The 19,583-nt window shown below is 70.8% G+C and carries 10 protein-coding genes; 2 read left to right on the top strand and 8 right to left on the bottom strand.

Going from position 1 to position 19,583, the window contains the following annotated elements; all coding sequences use genetic code 11:
* Positions 1-170 precede the first annotated feature (170 nt).
* The 5 genes from OG520_RS15380 to OG520_RS15360 all read right to left on the bottom strand — a co-directional run bounded on the left by OG520_RS15380 (position 171) and on the right by OG520_RS15360 (position 4,300).
* Complete coding sequence (locus OG520_RS15380; protein WP_406013549.1) at positions 171-929, bottom strand: succinate dehydrogenase iron-sulfur subunit; 759 nt, start codon at positions 927-929, stop codon at positions 171-173.
* Complete coding sequence (gene sdhA / locus OG520_RS15375) at positions 929-2,683, bottom strand: succinate dehydrogenase flavoprotein subunit (RefSeq protein ID WP_266415232.1); 1,755 nt, start codon at positions 2,681-2,683, stop codon at positions 929-931. The genes OG520_RS15380 and sdhA overlap by 1 nt, the downstream gene beginning before the upstream one ends.
* A 29-nt stretch (positions 2,684-2,712) precedes the next feature.
* Positions 2,713-3,189 carry a succinate dehydrogenase hydrophobic membrane anchor subunit gene (locus tag OG520_RS15370; protein WP_124716825.1) on the bottom strand — a complete coding sequence of 159 codons (477 nt, stop codon included), beginning with the start codon at positions 3,187-3,189 and terminating at the stop codon, positions 2,713-2,715.
* 5 nt (positions 3,190-3,194) lie between these two features.
* Positions 3,195-3,575 (bottom strand): succinate dehydrogenase, cytochrome b556 subunit, encoded by a 381-nt coding sequence (gene sdhC, locus OG520_RS15365; protein WP_072486591.1) that lies wholly within the window; start codon positions 3,573-3,575, stop codon positions 3,195-3,197.
* Between the two features lie 206 nt (positions 3,576-3,781).
* The gene (locus tag OG520_RS15360) at positions 3,782-4,300 is read right to left on the bottom strand and encodes a 2-oxo-4-hydroxy-4-carboxy-5-ureidoimidazoline decarboxylase (RefSeq protein WP_399327781.1); all 519 of its coding nucleotides are present in this window, start codon (positions 4,298-4,300) and stop codon (positions 3,782-3,784) included.
* A 297-nt stretch (positions 4,301-4,597) separates the two neighbouring features.
* Between OG520_RS15360 and OG520_RS15355 the strand changes: the two genes are divergently transcribed.
* Both OG520_RS15355 and OG520_RS15350 read left to right on the top strand, forming a co-directional pair.
* Positions 4,598-6,205 carry a beta-N-acetylhexosaminidase gene (locus OG520_RS15355; protein ID WP_406013548.1) on the top strand — a complete coding sequence of 536 codons (1,608 nt, stop codon included), beginning with the start codon at positions 4,598-4,600 and terminating at the stop codon, positions 6,203-6,205.
* Between the two features lie 114 nt (positions 6,206-6,319).
* The gene (locus OG520_RS15350) at positions 6,320-7,150 is read left to right on the top strand and encodes a DUF4328 domain-containing protein (protein ID WP_406013547.1); all 831 of its coding nucleotides are present in this window, start codon (positions 6,320-6,322) and stop codon (positions 7,148-7,150) included.
* Between the two features lie 363 nt (positions 7,151-7,513).
* On the opposite strand, the gene OG520_RS15345 is transcribed toward OG520_RS15350, so the two are convergent.
* The 3 genes from OG520_RS15345 to OG520_RS15335 are packed head-to-tail and all read right to left on the bottom strand — an operon-like array spanning position 7,514 to position 19,511.
* Positions 7,514-14,791, bottom strand: coding sequence for a MupA/Atu3671 family FMN-dependent luciferase-like monooxygenase (locus OG520_RS15345; protein WP_406013546.1), 7,278 nt, complete (start codon positions 14,789-14,791; stop codon positions 7,514-7,516).
* Complete coding sequence (locus OG520_RS15340) at positions 14,788-18,258, bottom strand: type I polyketide synthase (protein WP_406013545.1); 3,471 nt, start codon at positions 18,256-18,258, stop codon at positions 14,788-14,790. Before OG520_RS15340 ends, OG520_RS15345 begins: the two co-directional genes overlap by 4 nt.
* Complete coding sequence (locus OG520_RS15335; RefSeq protein ID WP_406013544.1) at positions 18,258-19,511, bottom strand: MFS transporter; 1,254 nt, start codon at positions 19,509-19,511, stop codon at positions 18,258-18,260. Before OG520_RS15335 ends, OG520_RS15340 begins: the two co-directional genes overlap by 1 nt.
* Between the last annotated feature and the right edge of the window lie 72 nt (positions 19,512-19,583).

Below are 19,583 nucleotides of genomic sequence, written 5' to 3'. Positions count from 1 at the left end.
CGCTCTCGATCAAGCCTGTGCGCCCCGGGCCCTGCTGCGCCGGTGGCGAACCGGTGCCCGGTTCCGCACGACCGTACCGCCAAGACCCGGACGGCGCAGCAAGAGGCCCCGCTCCCCGCAGTGTTCCTGCGGAGAACGGGGCCTCGATGCGGCTGTTGTGCCGGTGGGGGTCAGAAGCGGCGCGTGATCAGCGCCCGCTTGACCTCCTGGATCGCCTTGGTGACCTCGATGCCACGGGGGCAGGCGTCCGTGCAGTTGAAGGTGGTGCGGCAACGCCACACCCCGTCACGGTCGTTGAGGATCTCCAGGCGCTGCTCGCCGCCCTCGTCGCGCGAGTCGAAGATGAAGCGGTGCGCGTTGACGATCGCCGCCGGGCCGAAGTACTGGCCGTCGTTCCAGAACACCGGGCACGAGGACGTGCACGCGGCGCAGAGGATGCACTTGGTGGTGTCGTCGAAGCGCTCGCGGTCCTCGGCGGACTGCAGACGCTCACGGGTCGGCTCGTTCCCCTTGGTGATGAGGAAGGGCATGACGTCGCGGTACGCCTGGAAGAACGGGTCCATGTCGACCACGAGGTCCTTGAGGACCGTGAGGCCCTTTATGGCCTCGATCGTGATCGGCTTCTCCGGGTTGATGTCCTTGATCAGCGTCTTGCAGGCGAGCCTGTTCTTGCCGTTGATCCGCATCGCGTCGGAGCCGCAGATGCCGTGCGCGCAGGAGCGACGGAAGGTCAGCGTGCCGTCCATCTCCCACTTGATCTTGTGAAGGGCGTCGAGCACACGCTCCTTCGGGTCGATCGAGATCTGGAAGTCCTGCCACTGGACCTCGTCGGAGACCTCGGGGTTGAAGCGGCGGATCCGGAGGGTGACCGTGATGTACGGGGAGGCGGCGGACTCCGCCTCGACCTTGTCCAGAATCGGGGTTGCCATCAGTACTTACGCTCCATCGGCTGGTAGCGGGTCTGGACGACCGGCTTGTAGTCGAGCCGGATCGACTCGGTGCCGTCGGCCGAGACCTCGCGGTACGCCATGGTGTGGCGCATGAAGTTGACGTCGTCGCGGTTCGGGTAGTCCTCGCGGTAGTGACCGCCGCGGGACTCCTTGCGGGCCAGCGCGGAGGTCGCCATGACCTCGGCCAGGTCGAGCAGGTTGCCCAGCTCGACGGCCTCCAGGAGGTCCGTGTTGAACCGCTTGCCCTTGTCCTGGATGGACACGTCGAGGTAGCGCTTGCGCAGCTCGGCGATCTTGTCGACGGCCGTCTTGATGGTCTGCTCGGTGCGGAACACCATCACATTGGCGTCCATGCACTCCTGCAGCTCCGTGCGGATCACCGAGACCCGCTCGGTGCCCGTCGAGTTGCGCAGCCGCTCGATCTGCTCCTCGACCATCTGCGCCGGGTTCTCGGGAAGCTCGACGAAGTCGTTCTTCACCGCGTACTCGGCGGCGCCGATGCCCGAGCGGCGTCCGAAGACGTTGATGTCGAGCAGCGAGTTGGTGCCCAGCCGGTTGGCGCCGTGCACGGAGACGCACGCGACCTCGCCGGCGGCGTACAGGCCCGGGACGACGGTGGTGTTGTCGGCCAGCACCTCGCCCTCGACGTTGGTCGGGATGCCGCCCATGGCGTAGTGCGCGGTCGGCTGGATCGGGATCGGGTCCGTGTAGGGCTCGATGCCGAGGTACGTACGCGCGAACTCGGTGATGTCCGGGAGCTTGGCGTCCAGCTGCTCCGGCGGCAGGTGCGTGAGGTCGAGGTAGACGTGGTCGCCCTCGGGACCGCAGCCGCGGCCCTCACGGATCTCCGTGTAGATGGAGCGGGACACGACGTCACGGGACGCGAGGTCCTTCATGACCGGCGCGTACTTCTCCATGAAGCGCTCGCCGTCCTTGTTGCGGAGGATGCCGCCCTCACCGCGGGCGCCCTCCGTCAGCAGGATGCCCATGCGCCAGATGCCCGTCGGGTGGAACTGGAAGAACTCCATGTCCTCCAGCGGCAGGCCCCGGCGCCAGGCGGCGGCCTGACCGTCACCGGTCAGGGTGTGCGCGTTGGACGTCACCTTGAAGAACTTGCCGGTGCCGCCGGACGCGAAGATGATCGACTTCGCCTGGAAGACGTGGATCTCACCGGTCGCCAGCTCGTACGCGACGACGCCGGCGGACTTCTTGACCCCGTCGACGTCCTGGAGCAGCAGGTCCAGGACGTAGAACTCGTTGAAGAACTCCACACCCTCCTTGACGCAGTTCTGGTACAGCGTCTGGAGGATCATGTGGCCGGTGCGGTCCGAGGCGTAGCAGGACCGGCGGACCGGGGCCTCGCCGTGGCTACGGGTGTGACCACCGAAGCGGCGCTGGTCGATGCGGCCCTCGGGCGTGCGGTTGAACGGCAGGCCCATCTTCTCCAGGTCGAGGACGGCGTCGATGGCCTCCTTCGCCAGGATCTCGGCGGCGTCCTGGTCGACCAGGTAGTCGCCGCCCTTGATGGTGTCGAAGGTGTGCCACTCCCAGTTGTCCTCCTCCACGTTGGCGAGCGCGGCGGCCATGCCGCCCTGCGCGGCGCCCGTGTGGGAGCGGGTCGGGTACAGCTTCGTGAGCACGGCGGTACGGCTGCGCTTCGTGGACTCGATGGCCGCGCGCATGCCGGCGCCGCCGGCGCCGACGATGACGGTGTCGTACTTGTGGATCTGCATGATTTCCTCTGGTCCCTCTGGCCCGGCGCCTAGCGGATGTTCGGGTCGAAGGTGAAGATCACCAGCGTGCCCAGCAGGACGGTGAACACCGTGGCGGTGTACAGCAGCATCTTCAGCCAGAAACGGGTGTTCTCCCGTTCGGCGTAGTCGTTGATGACCGTACGGAGACCATTGGCGCCGTGCAGCATGGCCAGCCACAGCATCCCGAGGTCCCAGAGCTGCCAGAACGGCGAGGCCCAGCGGCCCGCCACGAAGGCGAAGCCGATCTTGGAGACACCGCCGTCCAGCACCAGCTGGATCAGCAGGTGGCCCAGGACCAGGACGACCAGGACGATGCCCGACAGGCGCATGAAGAGCCAGGCGTACATCTCGAAGTTGGTGCGCGAACCCTTGGGGGTCTTGCCGGTCCGCTTGCGCGGCGGCTCGATGACCGGGGCCGGGTTGTCGACGTCGTACAGGCTGACGCCCTCGACGGAGCCGATCGCGGCGGAGGACTCGGTGGACATTGGCCTCAGCTCCCGAATACTTCGCGTACGGCGTGGCCGAGGACCGGGTACAGCGCCCCGACCATCAGCACGACCCAGATGCCCACGACCGACCAGAGCATCTGCTTCTGGTAGCGCGGGCCCTTGGCCCAGAAGTCCACGGCGACGATACGGAGACCGTTCAGCGCGTGGAAGAGAATGGCGGCCACCAGGCCGTATTCGAGGAGCGCGACGATCGGCGTCTTGTACGTGGCCACGACGTCGTCGTAGGCCTCGGGGGAGACGCGGACGAGAGCGGTGTCCAGGACGTGTACGAACAGGAAGAAGAAAATGAGGACACCGGTGACTCGATGAGCCACCCAGGACCACATGCCTTCCCGGCCGCGGTACAGCGTTCCAGCCGGCACGGAAGAACCCTCCGGGAGCGGGGATTGGGGTCGGCCGGCTTGACTGTCGGTCTGACCCGGCCGGGTACGGTCCACCGGCCCCGGCCATCGTAGCGACGGTTTGTCGGTTCGTTCGCGCGGGGGCCCGCGGTGTGATCAAAGTGGCAATCAAACAGGCACGGACGGGCTAGAAAAGGCTGCTCGCCCCGTTCGTCGAGCCCGTTCCGTTATGAACCCGATACCAGCTCGATGATGCGGCCCCGGGCGAGTCGGCGCATCTCGTCCGCGGTGACCACCCGTTCCTGGTCGGATTCGTGGCCCAGCCTGGCCCGGATCCCGGAGAGCACCTGGTCCGGCTGTTCGGCCGGCTCCAGTCCGTCCACGCACATCACGAAGACATGGCCGAAGCGGGACTCGTACGCGGCGTGCGCGGCCCGCAGCGCGAGATGGGCGGAGTGCGGCGCGGCGTGGTGCAGACCGGGGGAGACCTCGACGGCGAGCGCCTCGGCGAGATCCGGCGGGGACAGGTCGTAGCCCGCCTCGTCGGCCGCGGCCAGCAGCGCGTCCAGGTCGGGATAGGGGCGGTGGGCGGTCAGCCGCTGCGCCCAGCGGTGGCTTCCGCAACAGTCCAGCAGCGCCGCCTCGGCCTCGGCGGGCGGCACGGTGTTGAAGCGGTCGAGACCCGGGGCGTGCGCGGCTCCGGAGCTCTGGACGGGTACGGCCGTCCGGGTGGCCGGTTGCCGCAGTTGCCCCGGGAGGCCGGCGTGGGACTCGCTGGACCTGGACAGCGTGGGCTCCTCGGATGCACGGCATCTGTGACCCTGGAGCGGGAAGGGGCGGATGAGACCAGGCAGATGCGGGGTGAAAAGAGAGACGAATGTGCCTCAAAGCTAGCGAGGAGGGGCAACGGACGTCCGACAAAAGCGCGAACTTCACCCGGACGGGAGAGTTACGGAACGCCTGATGAACCGTAATCAAAGGAGAATACCCGGCTGTCCCACTGCTTCTGCCTTATTTCTGTAAATATCGGAGGTTTCTGACCAATGTCGCCCTCACGTGGCGCTCTCGTGGCCGGTGCGGTCCTCACCGCGGCGGCTGCCGCGACGATCGCCGTCGTCGTCTGGCCGGAAGGCTCCGACAGCGGACTCGCCGGCCAGGGGGCGGACGCCCGCACCCCCGCGCCCTCCTCGGCCGCCCCCTCGCCCACCCGGAGCTACCCGCTCTCCACCGCCCCGCGCACCATCCCCGCCGTACGGGAGCACATCGCGGCCCGCGGCCCCGGCTGGCGGCCCGGCCCGGACGGCGGGGTCGTCGTCGCCGACGGCAGCGGGACGCTCGCGGACGAGGGACAGCTGCTGGCCAAGGAGCTGAAGATCCACTACCGGGGCGCCGTCCCCGCCCGCGCGGGCGATGTGGAGCTGGCCCTCGCCCCGGGCAAGGGCACCCCGGAGTCGTACACCCTCGACGTCCACGACGGGCGGGTCAGGATCAGCGGACCCGACCAGGCCGGGGTCTTCTACGGGACCCGCACCCTGAAGCAGTCGGTGCGCGCCGACGGCGCGATGCCGGAGGGCGAGGTGCGCGACCGCCCCGACCGGCCGCAGCGCGGCCTCAACCTCGACATCGCGCGCAAGTACTACACCGCCGCCTGGATCGAGGACCGGCTGCGCGAGATGGCCGACCTCAAGCTCAACCAGCTCGGCCTGCACTTCTCCGACGACCAGGCCTTCCGCATCGAGTCCGACACCCACCCCGAGGTGGTGTCGCCGGAGCACCTCAGCAAGGCGGAGGTGCGCCGGATCGTCGGTCTCGCGTCCCGGCTGCACATCGAGGTCGTCCCGGAGATCGACTCGCCGGGGCATCTCGGCGCGGTGCTGCGGGCCCACCCCGACCTCCAGCTGCGCAACGTGTCGGGCACGCGCTCGCCCGGGTCGCTCGACATCTCCAACCCGGGCTCGGCGAAGCTCATCGACGAACTCCTCGGCGAGTACACCGAGCTGTTCGGCGGCGCGTACTGGCATCTGGGCGCCGACGAGTACCTCGCGCTGATGGCACGGAACCCGGCCGCCTCGTATCCGCAGCTGCAGCGCGCCGCCCAGCAGAAGTACGGAGCACAGGCCGGCATCAAGGACCTGGCGACCGGCTGGCTGAACGACCGCGCGGCGGTGGTGCGCCCGCACGGCAAACGGCCCAAGGCCTGGAACGACGGCTTCTTCCGCGACGGGATCGTCCACGCCGACAAGGACATCGAGGTCGAGTACTGGACGGGCAAGGAGTACGGCGCCCGGCAGCCCGAGGAGTATCTGCGCGAGGGACGGCGCGTGGTGAACCTCAACGACGAGTTCCTCTATTACGTGCTCGGCCAGCCCAACAACTTCGTCTACCCGACGGGCGAGCGGATCTACGAACAGTGGACCCCGCTCGTCCTGCGCGGCACCCAGCCGGTCCCGGCGCGCTACTCCGGCCAGATCCTCGGCGGCCGGTTCGCGGTCTGGGGCGACCTTCCGCAGGCGCAGACCCCGGCGCAGGTGGCGCAGGGCATCCGGATGCCGCTGCGCGCGACCGCCCAGAAGCTGTGGGTCCCGGGCAAGCCGACGCTGAGCTGGGACCGGTTCCGGGCCCTGGCCGCACGGATCGACGGGGCGGGCTGAGCGGAATCGGCGTGGACAGCGGGGTGGGCGGGGGCTAGGTTCCGCTTGCCGCGCGTTCCGGGGAGGGGCGCGCGTTCTCGCGTTCGCGCTCAGAACCTTGGGGGGTTCCACTTCATGCTCTGCTCCACCTGCCGTCTCAGACCGCCGGTCACCGCCGACGGACGCTGCCTGCTCTGTGCAGGCCCGGCCGGGGCGGCGGCCCCGATGCCGCCCGCCCCGGCCTTCTTCGCGCCGCAGCAGTACCTGCGCTCGCCCGAGGGGCTCGCGAAGGCCGTCGTCGTGCTGCTGGCGGTCGTCGCCGTGGCCGATGTGCTCGCCGTGGCGGCGGGGCTGAACACCCGCCGCGTGCTCGCGGCCGGACTGGCGAACGACTTCGCGACGTACGACGAAGCGGCGGTGACCTTCGCGGATGATCTGTACGCGGCCGCGAGCTCGCTGCAGACCCTGACGTACCTGGCCACCGGGGTCGTCTTCGTCATCTGGTTCCGGCGGGTACGGCTCAACGCCGAGGTGTTCGACCCGAGCATGCAGTCGATGCGGCCCGGCTGGGCCGTCGGGGCGTGGTTCGTCCCGATCGGCAACCTGGTGCTGCCGCGCCGGATCGCGGGCGGCATCTGGACCGCGAGCGCCCAGACCAACACCGACGGCAGCCGGCGCACGGTCCCGGCCACCGTGATGAACCTGTGGTGGGGCGCCTGGGTCTGCTCGCAGATCATCAGCCAGTACACGGCCCGGCGGTACTGGGGGGCCGGGCAGCCGCAGGAAATCCTGGACACGACGGGCCTGTTGGTGGCGACCGACGCCTTCGACATCGTGGCCGCGGTGCTCGCCGTCCTCTTCGTGCGCAAGCTGACCCGGATGCAGGGGGAGCGGGCGGCCCTCGGTGTGTATCCGCTGAGCGCGCCGGGTCCGACGGAGCGCGCCCACTGGGGCCGCGCCCACTGAGCGATGCAATTCGGCCCTAAGGGCTGTCCCGTAATCCCTGGCGGGCGTGCGACGACAGCTACGGCACCTCGCCGCGTTGTCGGAACGCCCGAATACATCCAGTATTCGGGCGTCCCTCCGCCTTGCGATGCACCGCATCTGACGCCGCACGCTGATCCACCAGGGATTACGGGACAGCCCTTAGGCAGCACCCTTGGCCCGGCTGAGCCATAAAAGTTCCTCTGAACAGGCATTCTGTCGTCCGGGTCGAGGTTCTCGTTTACCGCGTGGGCCAGCCACCGGCCAGGTGTTCCTGCCTGTTCCTGGCGGCGGCTGGTCACGCGTGCCGTCCCTCACCCCCCGTCGTCCCGGGACAGCCCGGGGTCAGTTCGCCCCGTCGGCGAGCGCCTCCCCGACCTCGTCCCGCAGCAGCCGCACGTACTCCCGTGTCCACGTCTCGACCGTTGCCCGGTCCCACAGGTCGGCCGAGTACTCCACGGCACCCTCCAGAACGCCCCCGGCCGGGGTCAGCACCATGATGAACTCCGACCGGGACGCCGCCGGGGCGATCTCCGCCACCGTGGTGGTGAGTCCCGGCAGTTCGATCCCGGTGTCCAGCGAACTCTCGTAGGCCAGACCGATGGCCAGGCCGTCCGGTATCTCGACGCCCCTGCGCTCCCGCATCGCCGGCGCCACCTGGCGCGGCGACATGGCGTGCTCCATGCCCAGGACCGTCGTACGGGTGACCCGGTCCGTCAGCGCCGCGAAGGAACCGGCGCGCGCGTCACGGACCCGCAGGGCGAACCCGGTGGCCGTGCAGCCCACCAGGGACTCGAACTCTCGGCTCTCCCGGCCCGCGTAGGAGATGCTGATGACCACGTCCTCCTGCTCCGCCTTCGCCGCCAGCAGCCGGCCGAGCGCCGCCGCGGTCACCACGAAGGGCGTGGTCGCCCGCCGGACGGCCAGCCGTTCCACATCGGCCCGGACCTCGGCGGGCACGGTGAATTCGATGACCCCGCCCCGCCCGCTGAGGGTGTCGGGCCTCGGCCGGTCCAGTGGCAGATCCGCCGTGAAGGGGGCATCGGCGAGTTCCTCCAGCCAGTAGTCCGTGCGGCGCCCACCGGTCGCCGCCGCGTGGGCGACCTGCCAGTGCGCGTACTCCACCTGCTGCGGCGCCGCGGGTGACAGACCGTGTCCGGCTCCGGTGACAGCCGTACGGTAGAGCGCGGCGAGTTCCTTCAGCAGCGTGGTCAGGGCCCATCCGTCGCAGGTGCAGTGGTGCAGCACGAGCAGCAGCACCCACTCCTCGGCGCCGGTGTGCAGCAGGCGGGTGGAGAGCACGTCCCCCTCGAAGAGGTCGAGCGGTGTCTCCGCCGCCTGCTCGGCGAGCCGTCGCACCTCGGCCTGCCGTTCCGGCTCCGGCCGTGAGGTGAGGTCGTCGACGGGCAGGTCGAGGGGGCGGGGTTCGAGCACTTCCTGGCGCCAGGAGCCGAGGCCCTCCCGTACCAGGCGGGTGCGCAGCGCTTCATGACGTTCCGTCAGCTGCTGGAGTGCGGTGCCGAGCGATCCGGGGTCCAGCCGGCCGGAGAAGGTGATCCGCAGGGCGACGTTGAAGACCTGCGGCTTGGCGTGGCGGGCGTGCAGGGTGGCGAAGCGCGACTGCTGCTGGCTGGCCGGGCCCCGGCGGACGACTCTTCTCGACCCGGCGCCGCGCACGAACTCCGTCATGGCGCGCAGCGTGGGCTCCTGGTAGAGCCGCGAAAGCGGGTATTCGATGCCCCACGCCTCTCTGATCCGGTTGACCAGCCTCATCGCGGTGAGCGAATGTCCGCCCAGGTCGAAGAGAGAGACATCCGGATCGACGTCCGACGCGGTGAGACCGAACTCGGCCGCCCAGAGATCACGAAGTCCGTTCTCCACCGCGGTGCGGGGTTCGGTCTCCGGCGACGGGCCGCCGGCCCGGCCGGCCTCCTCGCCGTCCGCCGGGAGGAAGGGATCGGCCGGCGGGAGCTGCGTCCGGTCCAACTTGCCGTTGCCGGTCAGCGGCAGTTCGGTGAGGACCCGCCAGGCGCGCGGCACCATGTACTCCGGCAGGTGGTGGTGCAGCTCTTCGGCCCACCGGTCCGTGCGGGACCGTTGCTCCGTCGTACTGTCGCGGCCCGGCTCGGTGGGTACCACATAGGCGGCCAGGAAGGCCTCGCCGTTCGCACGGCGCAGGCCGACGACGGCCGCCCGGCGGACACCGTCGAGACGGCCCAGCACCCGCGCCACTTCCTCCGGCTCGATCCGGAATCCGCGGATCTTCACCTGGTCGTCGGTACGGCCCACGAACACGAGTCGCCCGTCCGCCGTCCAGCGGACCAGATCACCCGTGCGGTAGTAGCGGGCCTCCGCCCCGCTCTCCGGGGCGGCCGCGAACCTCTCCTCGGTGAGGTCCGGCCGGTGCAGATAGCCCGCGGCCACCCCCGGACCACCGACGAAGAGCTCCCCCACCGCACCGATGGGCACCGGCTTGTCCGACGCGTCCACCACGCGCAGCGTCACGTTGTCGACCGGACGCCCGATCGCGATCAGGCCCGCTCCGTCGTCCGGGACAGGCCCGCCGGCCCCGGGCGAGACCGTATCGACGACGCACAGCACGGTCGTCTCGGTCGGGCCGTAGATGTTCACCGTCTCGTAGGGCGCCTCGGGCCCGGGGCGGCTCCGGAGCGCCTCGCCGCCCAGCAGCAGATGGCGCAGCGGGGGCTGATCGGCCACCGGCAGGCGCAGCACCTGTTCGCCCAGGGCCGTCGGCAGGACGCTGAAGGCGATGTCCTGGTCCGCGTACCACCGGGCCAGGGCGAGCGGATCGCGGCGGACCGCCTCACCGGCCACGACGATCGTGCCGCCCGCCGTCAGCGCCGGCCAGATCTCCAGGAGGGAGGCGTCGAAGCTCTGGCTGCACACGACGGCACTCCGGTCGTCGCCGGTGAACGCGAAGCGTTCGTGGTGCCACTGGCAGAGGTCCACGAGGCCGCGGTGCGTGAGCACGACACCCTTGGGGGTGCCGGTGCTGCCCGAGGTGTAGATGACGGAGAAAGGGGACGAGCCCCCGGTGCCGCTTGCCGGCCGGGTGCCCGGCCCGGGGTCTCCCGTGGGGACGGCGTCCGGTGCGACGACGGTCACCGATCCGGGCAGCCGCAGGTCCTCCGATCCGTCCGCGCCGCTGATCACCGTGCGGGCGCCGCTCTCGGCGATCACCTGCGTGGCGCGGACGGCACCGAGCGACGGGTCGAGCGGCACATACGCGCAACCGGCCCGCAGCACGGCGAGCAGCGCCACGACGAGCTCCGCGGAGCGTGGCAGCCACACCGCCACCAAGGATTCCTGGTCACCGGCCGCCCGGTGTTCCGCGAGCACGGCGGCGAGCCGGCCGGCTCGCTCGTCCAGCTCCCGGTACGTCAGTACGGCGTCCTCGCCCACCACCGCGGTCCGCGCGGGGTGCTCTGCCGCCTGCCGGGCGATCCAGCCGTGCACGGTGGTGTCCGCGACCGGCCGGACCGGGCCGTGTTCCCAGCCCTCCGGAACCTCGTCACCCTCGACCGCCGTACGCGCGAGCAGGGACAGCGGTGTGCCGGGCTTGCCGACGGCGGCGGCCAGAAGGTCGCGGAAGACCGTGAAGAACATGTCGACGGTGCTCGGCTCGAACAGCTCCGCGTTGTACTCCAGATGACAGCGAACGCCCTCCGGCCGGTCGGTGAAGTAGACCGTCAGGTCGGTCAGCGCCTTGTCGGGGCCCGCGTCCAGGGCGACTGCCTCGATGCCCGGGAGGTCGAGGCGGAACGGCTCCGACGACTGGAACTCGGCGCACACCTGGAACACCGGCGTGCGGTCCGTCCTGCGGGGCGGAGCGAGCACGCGGACCACCTTCTCGAACGGTGTCCCCGCGTGGTCGTAGGCGTCGAGTGCGGCGGTACGCACCCGGTCCAGCAGCGTCGCGAACCCGGGATCGCCGGCGAGGTCGACCCGCAGCGCGAGGGTGTTGACGAAGAAGCCGATCAGCTCCTCGGCCCGCTGCGGCCGGTCCGAGACCGGGATGCCGATGACGATGTCCTCCTGCCCCGTGACCCGTTGCAGCATCGCCGCCCAGCCGGCCACCAGGGTCATGAACAGGGTGGCGCGGTGGCCGCGGCTCAGCTGCCTGACCTGTTCGGACAGGCCGGGGTCGAGGGAGCGGAAGACGGCGCGGCCCTCGGAGGTCATCTCCGCCGGCCGGGGGCGGTCGGTGGGCAGTTCGAGGACCGGCAGGTCACCGCCGAGCACGCGCTGCCAGTGGGCCAGGTCCTGCGCGGTGTCGGGGCCGTCCGCCGCCGCGCGCTGTTCCCGTGCGTGCCGGGCGTAGCTCCAGGTCAGTGCGGGCAGACCGGCCTCCGTGCCGTCGCGCTCCGCCCGGTAGAAGGCGGAGAGGTCCCGGCACAGGACGGTCGCCGAGGCCGCGTCGACCACGATGTGGTGGAAGGACAGGACCAGCACGTGCTCGTCGACCGCGGTGCGCACGACCCTGCTGACGAACAGCGGGCCGTTCTCCAGGTCGAAGCGGCGGGCGCTCTCCGTCGCCAGTGCCTCCTGTACGGCGGCCTCGGCCCGGAGTGTGCCGTCCACCACGTCGAAGTCGGGCTCGGCGGCCTCCCGCACCAGCTGGACCGCCGAATCGCCGGCCTGCCGGAAGACGGTGCGCAGCCCCTCGTGGCGGGCGACGAGCCGACGCAGCGCGGTGTGCAGCGCCTCGGTGTCGAGCGCACCGCGCAGGCGGATCGCCTTCACCTCGTTGTAGGCGGTGCGTCCCGGGAGCAGGCGTTCCAGGAACCAGATCCGCTCCTGGCCCGGCGACAGGGGCGCACCCGGGTCGGGTGTCCGTCGCTCCCGGTGCCGGCGGCGGAGGGCGTCCAGCCGGGGGAGACCGGCGCGCAGTTGGTCAGCGGAGACGCCGAAGTCGACCAGCGCGACGATCTCGTCCGCGCCCGCGTCGACCACCGCCTCGACCACGGGCAGGACGGTGTCCACATCGCCGATCAGGGCCCGTTGGTCGCAGTAGCGGCCGTAGGCGCGCCGGAAGACCACGTCCAGGTCGTCCTCGCTGAGCGATCTCAGGTCGGTGGTGACACCGAGACTGTTGGTGACGCCGCTGAACAGGGACAGGGAGGCCTGCATGTAGCGGGCCATCGGTGCGAAGGCCTCGGACCGGGCGGTGTCGTGCTCCTCGGCGAGATAGGTGTGCAGCAGGACGGCGACCCGCCCGGCGTCCGGGTCGAGGCCGTGCCGCGCACGGGCCCGGCGGTAGCGGGCGATGTTGTCCCTGAGCTGGTCGATGTCCTGGGTCATCAGGTTGGTCACGATGCCCAGGTCGTGCGCGGCGGCGCGTTCGTACGACTCCGGATTGGCGACCACCGCCGTGTAGAGCGGCGGCATCGTCTGGACGGGGCGCGGGAAGAGCCGGATCTCCCGTTCGCCGTCCCCGGTGGTGCGGCGCAGTGGCTCGCCCCGCCAGAGGCTCCGCACCTGTTCCAGCCGGTCGTACATCTCCTGCTTGTGCGGCCCGAAGCGCTCGGGGAAGAAGACGAAGTCGTTGGCGTTCCACCCGCTCGCGACACCGAGGCCGATGCGTCCGCCGGAGAGGTTGTCCGCCATGGACCACTCCTCCGCCACCCGGATCGGGTCGTGCAGCGGGAGCACGACCGAGCCGGCGTTGAGGCGGATGCGCCGGGTCTCCCGGGACAGCGCCGCGGCCAGGACGGCGGGGTTCGGGAAGAGGCCGCCGAACGAGTTGAAGTGCCGTTCGGGCATCCACAGTGCCTCGAACCCGTGGTGGTCGGCGAACCGGGCCGCCTCCATGAGCAGTTCGTAGCGGCCCTCCTTCGGGCCGGGTCCGTCGTCCGGGTAGTCGCCGAAGAAGTAGAGGCTGAAGTCCGCGCGGCGCGGCGTCGTGAGCGCCGCGGAATCCGGGGCGGCCACGGGAACGGGGGGCGTATCGGCCACAGGAACGGGGGTCGCGTCGGCCACCGCTTCGGCCACTGCTTCGGCCGTCGGGACCGGGAGGGCCGCCGCCGGTGTGACGGCTGCCCGGCCGGGAGCGGGCCTCCGGGACGGGGTGTTGCCAGTACGGAAGAAGCCGGCCTGCCGCAGGTCCCTCAGCGACCCCCGCACGGCGTCGGCCACGTGCTCGATGTCGCCGTCGGTGTGAGCCGTGGAGAGGAAGAAGTTGCGCCACTCCCATACATGCACGCCCCGCAGCATCAGGTGGTAGTAGAGGAGCTCCATGTCGGCGCGGTGCTCGAAGCGGAACTGGGAGCCGAACCAGCCCATCCGCAGGGGGAATTCCTCGGCCTCGAAGAAGTCGTTGAGCCCGGTGGCCAGTTCGGTCGTCCGGGCGTTGAGCCGTTCCTGCAGGTGCGGACTGTGTTCCTTCAGATGGGTGAGTACGGCGTGCGCCGCGGTCATCGACACGGGGTGCTGCAGGTAGGTGCCGCCGAAGAAGGTGGTGTCGGCGGTCGGGCCGCTGTCGTCCCCGTAGGTCCAGTAGCCGCCGTCGATCCCGTCCATGATGTCGGAGCGGCCGGCGACCGCGCCGATGGGGAATCCGCCGCCGAGGAGCTTCCCGTAGGTGGCCAGATCCGGGGTGACGCCGTAGAGCTCCTGCGCGCCACGGAGGGCGGGGCGGAATCCGGTCAGCATCTCGTCGAACATCAACACGATGCCGTGACGGGCGGTCAGTTCACGCAGCCTGCGGACGAACGCGGTCGGCTGGAGCGAGGGATGCCTGCTCTGCACCGGTTCGACGATGACCACCGCGATCCGCGACGCGTCGCGTTCGATCGCGTGCAGGGCCTCCTCGCTGCCGTATTCGAGGACGGTCAGCTCGGAGACGGCACTGTGCGGGATGCCCCGGGAGACGGGCACGGTCCCTTCCTGAGCACCGTGGCCGGCCAGCCGGCCCAGCACCTGGTCGGCATGACCGTGGTAGGAGCCCTGGAAGGTGACGATCCGGTCGCGGCCGGTGGCGGCACGGGCGAGACGGATCGCCGCCGCGTTGGCCTCCGTACCGGAGTTGGCGAAGGCCACCCGTTCCATTCCGGTCAGTTCGCACAGCAGCTCGGCGGCCCCGCCCGTCTCGACGCTGCGGGGGCCGAGCCGGATGCCTCGGGAGAGGTGTTCGCGTACGGCCTCCCGGACGAAGCCGGGCTCGTGGCCGAAGAGGAGCACCCCGAAGCCCATGGTGATGTCGGTATAGCTGTTGCCGTCGATGTCCTCGATCCGTGCGCCCTCCGCGCGACGGGCCGCCACGGGGTAGAGCATCTCCTTGGTCGACCTGCGGAATCCGACGACCGCTCTGCTGTCGGCGAGTCTTCGGCGGTGGCGCTGGGCGAGTTGCCTGGAGGCCGCTGTCCGCGCCGTGTACCGGCGTACGAGGTCGTCCAGATGCTCTTGCTGAGTGCGGGGTGAGGTGGAGCGGACCATGCCGGCATCGGGGGCGATCACCACGCGCGGCCCGTGTGCCTGAGGCTGTGGTGCGCTGTCGGCAATGGCTCGCCCGGCGTCGATCTGTTCGGTGATGCGCTGGGCGAGTCCGGCCATGGCGGCCAGGTCCCGGTCCAGGCCGGCCGTGAGGCTCTCCTGCTCGTTCACCGGACCACCTCGTCGTTCGTCAGGGCCGCCGTCGCGTTGCTCCGGAGTGCGAGCAACTGGGAGATCTGGGAGAGCTGGGTGAGCATCTGGAGCTGGATCTGGGACAGCTGCTGGACCCGTTGGGCCAGCTCCAGCAGCTCCTGCCGGGTGACGAAACCGGTGTCCGCGACGGCGTGTTCGACCGGCGGTACGCCGTTGGTCGACGCGGTGTGGACCGGCGGTATGCCGGGGGAGGGTGGTGTGGTGTGCCACGCGGGTATCGGCGTGGGGGCGAACGGTTGAGGAGCGCGGGCGGCCGGCTGCCGGGTGGCCGGTGCCACAGGTCCGGCGGAGGGGGGCTCCGTCGTGTACGGCTGTGGAATGGACGGCTGCGGGATGGACGGCTGCGCGGTGGCCGCTGCCGGACCGAAGCGCGGTGCGGCGGGCAGCTCTTCGGACGCCGGTCCCGTGGTGACGGGTGCGGTGGCCGGCAGCGGGGCGGTCCCGGGCTGTCGGGGCAGCCGCGCGGCGACGAGTTCGGCGAGAAGCCGGGGCGTTCCCGTCTCGTCGAACAGCTCTCGCATCGTGACTTTGACGTGGTGCTCCTGTTCGATCTCCCGGAGTGCGTTGATCATGAGGAGCGAGTCCGCACCGAGATCGAAGAACGGGGTGTCGGCCGGGACCGAGGTGAGGTCCTCTCCGAAGGTTCTGGAGAGCACACCGAGGATGCTGTCCAGGAGGTGCCTGGTCTCCGTCGCTTCTGATGTCATGGTGCGTTCCTCTCTCGCCGGGGAAATGGGTCCGCAGGGCCGGGGTGGGGCCCCGACCCAGTGGTGTCGGTGCTGGAATCGGTAGCCGGGCAGCGGGACGCGCCGCCCTCCGGTGCCGGCCAGGAACGTCTCCCAGCGGACATCCGCTCCCGCGCAGTGCAGAGCCGCCGCGGCGCCGAAGAGCGCCGTGAGTCCGGTGTCCCGGTGCAGGGAGGGAGTCGCCCGCACCGCCGGCAGGGAGCGGCGGGCCAGGCTGCTGAGTGTGGTGTGCGGTCCGATCTCCAGGAGCACGTCGGGCCGTTCACCGGCGACGGCACGCAGCGACGCGTCGTAGCGCACCGGCTCGCGGGCATGGCGGACCAGATGCTGCGGGTCCGGCATCCAGCCGGGCTCACGGGTCCGGCCGTCGAGAGAGCTGATGAAGCGGGTCCGTATCGGTGTGAAGGGGGTCTTCGCCAGTACCGCTGCGAACGCGTCGAGCATCGGCTCCGTGGCAGCGGTGTGGAAGGCCCGGTCCACCGCGAGGCGTTCGTACGGGGTGCCCCGGTCATCGAGCACGGCGCACATCCGGTCCACGTCCGCGACGGGACCGGCCAGCACCTGGGAGCGTTCCCCGTTGGTCACGGCGAGCTCCAGCCCGGGTCGCGAGGCGGCGAGCTCCGCGGCGGACTCCCGCTCCAGTGCTACCGCCACCATGGCGCCCGGCGCGCAGTGATCCCGCATCAACCGGCCCCGATGCGTGCTGAGTTCCAGGCCGTCCGCGAGCGACAGCGCCCCGGCCGCGAAGAGCGCCGCGTACTCACCGACGCTGTGGCCCGTCACGGCCCAGGGTCTGACCCCCGACTCCTCCCACAGCCGGACCAGGGCGCACTGCAGGGCGAACAGGGCCGGCTGCGCGGTCGCGGTCGGCCAGACAGCCCCCGGTGTGCCTGCCCCCTCGGTGAGGAGCCCGGCCAGCATCGGTTCACCGGTGAGACGGCGATGCCACGCCTCGCAGGCGTCGAGGACCTCACGCACGACGGGAAACCGTTCGTACAGGGCCGCCGCCGCTCCTGGGCGCAGCGAACCCTGGCCGGTGAACTGGAACACCACCCGGGTGGGCGCGTCCCCCGGCGACACGGGGCCCGCGGCGGTCGCGAGCGGTGCGGGGCCGGAGAGCCAGGCGTCGAGAGCATCGGCCAGCGCGGACGGTGTGCTTGCCCGGACCGCGATCCGGTGCCGGCCGTGCGAGCGCCCGAGGGCGGCGGTCGTGACGAGATCCGCCAAGGGCAGAGCGGTCCGCCTGCGGAGCACGGCGCGCAGCGACCGTACGTTGTCGGCGAGGGCTTCCCGGCTCGTCGCGGAGACCAGAAGCACGTCCGGTGGGGCCGCGGTGGCGGAACGCGGCACGGGTTCGGGGGCTTCCTCGAGGATCAGGTGGACGTTGGTGCCGCCGATCCCGAGCGACGTGACACCCGCCCGCCGGGGGGTGCCGTTCTCGGGCCACGGCTGGAGGGCACGGGGTGCGTAGAACGGGCTGTCCTCCAGCCCGAGCAGCGGACTGGGATCGCTGAAGCCCCCGATCGGCGGGATCACACCGTGTCCGAGCACCAGCAGGGCCTTGACGAGACCGGCCAGTCCGGACGCCACGTCGAGGTGCCCGATGTTGGTCTTGACGGCTCCGAGAGCGCAGTAGCCGGTCCGGTCCGTGTCCTGCCGGTACGCCGCGCCCGCCCCTTCCAGCTCGATGGGATCGCCCTTGAGGGTGCCGGTGCCGTGGGTCTCCAGATACCCGATGGTGTCCGCCCCGACGCCCGCGTGGTCCAGCGCCCGGCGTACGGCTTCCTGCTGGCCCCGCGCACTGGGTGCCGCGAACGCCTGCTTGCCGGCGCCGTCGTTGCAGATGCCCCAGCCACGGATGACGCCGTGCACGGTGTCGCCGTCCGCGAGCGCACGGGTCAGCCGCTTCAGTACGACGGCCACGACACCGGTGCCTCCGACGGTCCCGTTCGCGGCCGCGTCGAACGCCCGGAGCCGGCCGGTCCTGGAGAGGATCGAGCCCTTGACATAGTGGTAGCCGAGGACCTGCGGGACATGGATCGCGCTGGCGCCGGCCAGCGCGATGTCGCATTCGTCCAGCAGCAGGGACTGGGCGGCCAGGTGCACACCCACCAGCGAACTGGAGCAGGCCGTCTGGACGTTGACGGCGGGGCCGGTGAGACCGAGCCGGTAGGCGACCCGGGTCGCATTGAAGTCGGTGTAGTTGCCCACCAGGACCTGCATGCCGGCCAGCCAGTCGGCGATGTCCTCGTTCGGCAGGACGTTGTTGAGCAGATAGGACTGCATGTTGTACAGGTGGTAGCCGGTGCTGGCATAGACCCCGATCCGCTTTCCGTCCCGCTCGTCGGGGTAGCCGGCGTTCTCCAGGGCGTGCTGCGCGCACTCCAGGAACAGGCGGTGCTGGGGGTCGGTCAGGCGGGCCTCGCGGGCGCTCATCCCGAAGTGCCGGGCATCGAACCCGGTGATGTCGTCCAGGACGGCCGAGGCGCCGATGAAGTCGTCGCGCCGGTACAGCTCCTCGGGGACGCCCGCGGCCTTCAGCTCGTCCTTCGTGAAGCGGGTGAAGCGGTCCTCGCCGTTGCGGATGATGCGCCACAGGTCCTCCGGCGTGTCGGCCCCCGGCAGCCGGAAGGACATCCCGACCACGGCGATGCGCGGGTCGTGCCCGCCGCCGCCCATCAGCCGCGCCCTTCGCGCAAGGTGTCGCTGCCGGGCTGTCGCACCCGGTCGGGCCCGGCCGGGGAACGGCGCAGCACGAGCAGCGTCAGCAGGGCGAGGCACAGGACGATGGCGAGGCCGTGCAGGGAGGCGACCACCTGGAACGGGGACAAGGACTCCAGCAGCGATCCGCTGATCAGCATCCCCAGTCCGAACCCGGCGTTCTCGGCCGAGGCGGAGAGCCCGAAGAGGCGTCCGCGCTGCTCGTCGGGGACCGCCTGGAGCCGTGACACGTACACGATCTCGGTGACTCCGTCCGCCGCTCCGGCGACGAGTGCCGTGGCGAGTGTCGGCACGGTGGGCAGCCCGCTGAACACGACGATGAACGCTCCTGACATGACGCAGGCGCCGACCGCGAAGGCCCGCTCGCCCAAGGTGCGCCCGGTCCGGCGGGTGTGCCGGGCCAGCACCTGCTGGGCGATGATGGTGCCGACCGCCCACGTGGCCCAGAACTGGCTGATGAAGGTGGCCGGATGATCGGGGTCCAGCAGGCTGGAGTAGACGGGCAGCGCGACGTTGTGCGAGGAGGATCCCAGCCCGTCGACGGCCCGCACGGCGATCATCGCCACCAGCACCGGCGCGCCGGCCCACAGCAACCGGACGGAATGGTGACCGGCGCTCGGCGTGCCGTCCTCGGCGGCCTCGGGTCCCTCGGTCCGGGCCCTCGTGCGGATCGGCAGCATCAGCAGTACCGACGCGGAGAACAGGAACGTGACCGCGTCCAGGACGAACGCCGCCGTGTACCCGAGCTGCGCCACCACCACACCCGCCGAGGCGAAGCCCGCGATCATGGCGAGGGAACGGCCGGTGACCAGCTGACCGTTGGCGCGGCTCCGGTGCTCGGCCCCCACGATCTCCGGGATGCTGCTGCGCAGAGCGACCTGCGAGAGCGTCGAGCAGCCCCCGGTGACCACGGCCAGGCAGTACAGCAAGGAGATCCGGCCGGCCTCCGGGGCCAGGAGCAGCGCCAGGAGTGCCAGCGCCTGGCCGAGGTCGGCGCCGACGATCAGACGTTTGCGGTCGTACGCCGAGACGAGGCGCCCGCTCACGAACCCCGCCCCCACGCTCGTCCCCAGCCGTACCGCCATGAAGAGCCCTGCGGCCAGGGCGCTCCCGGTGACGTCGTAGACGAAGACGTTCAGCGCGACCATGTTCAGATAACTGCCGTAAGCGGAAACGCCGTTACCGAGAACGAGCAGCCGGAAATGCTTCATGCACACCCTTTCGGAACCACGAGGGGAGTTGGCGCCGATCGCCCGCTGCCCCGGCCTCATGTGCTGGACCGG

Source organism: Streptomyces sp. NBC_00984 (assembly GCF_045162475.1).
Lineage (GTDB): Bacteria > Actinomycetota > Actinomycetes > Streptomycetales > Streptomycetaceae > Streptomyces.
This window is presented reverse-complemented; position numbering and strand designations above follow the sequence as displayed.

Coding starts and splice junctions, on each gene's coding strand:
- sdhA (WP_266415232.1), bottom strand. CDS start 2,683: ATGCAGATCCACAAGTACGACACCGTCATCGTCGGCGCCGGCGGCGCC.
- OG520_RS15335 (WP_406013544.1), bottom strand. CDS start 19,511: ATGAAGCATTTCCGGCTGCTCGTTCTCGGTAACGGCGTTTCCGCTTAC.
- OG520_RS15355 (WP_406013548.1), top strand. CDS start 4,598: ATGTCGCCCTCACGTGGCGCTCTCGTGGCCGGTGCGGTCCTCACCGCG.
- OG520_RS15340 (WP_406013545.1), bottom strand. CDS start 18,258: ATGGGCGGCGGCGGGCACGACCCGCGCATCGCCGTGGTCGGGATGTCC.
- OG520_RS15350 (WP_406013547.1), top strand. CDS start 6,320: ATGCTCTGCTCCACCTGCCGTCTCAGACCGCCGGTCACCGCCGACGGA.
- OG520_RS15380 (WP_406013549.1), bottom strand. CDS start 929: ATGGCAACCCCGATTCTGGACAAGGTCGAGGCGGAGTCCGCCGCCTCC.
- OG520_RS15370 (WP_124716825.1), bottom strand. CDS start 3,189: ATGTCCACCGAGTCCTCCGCCGCGATCGGCTCCGTCGAGGGCGTCAGC.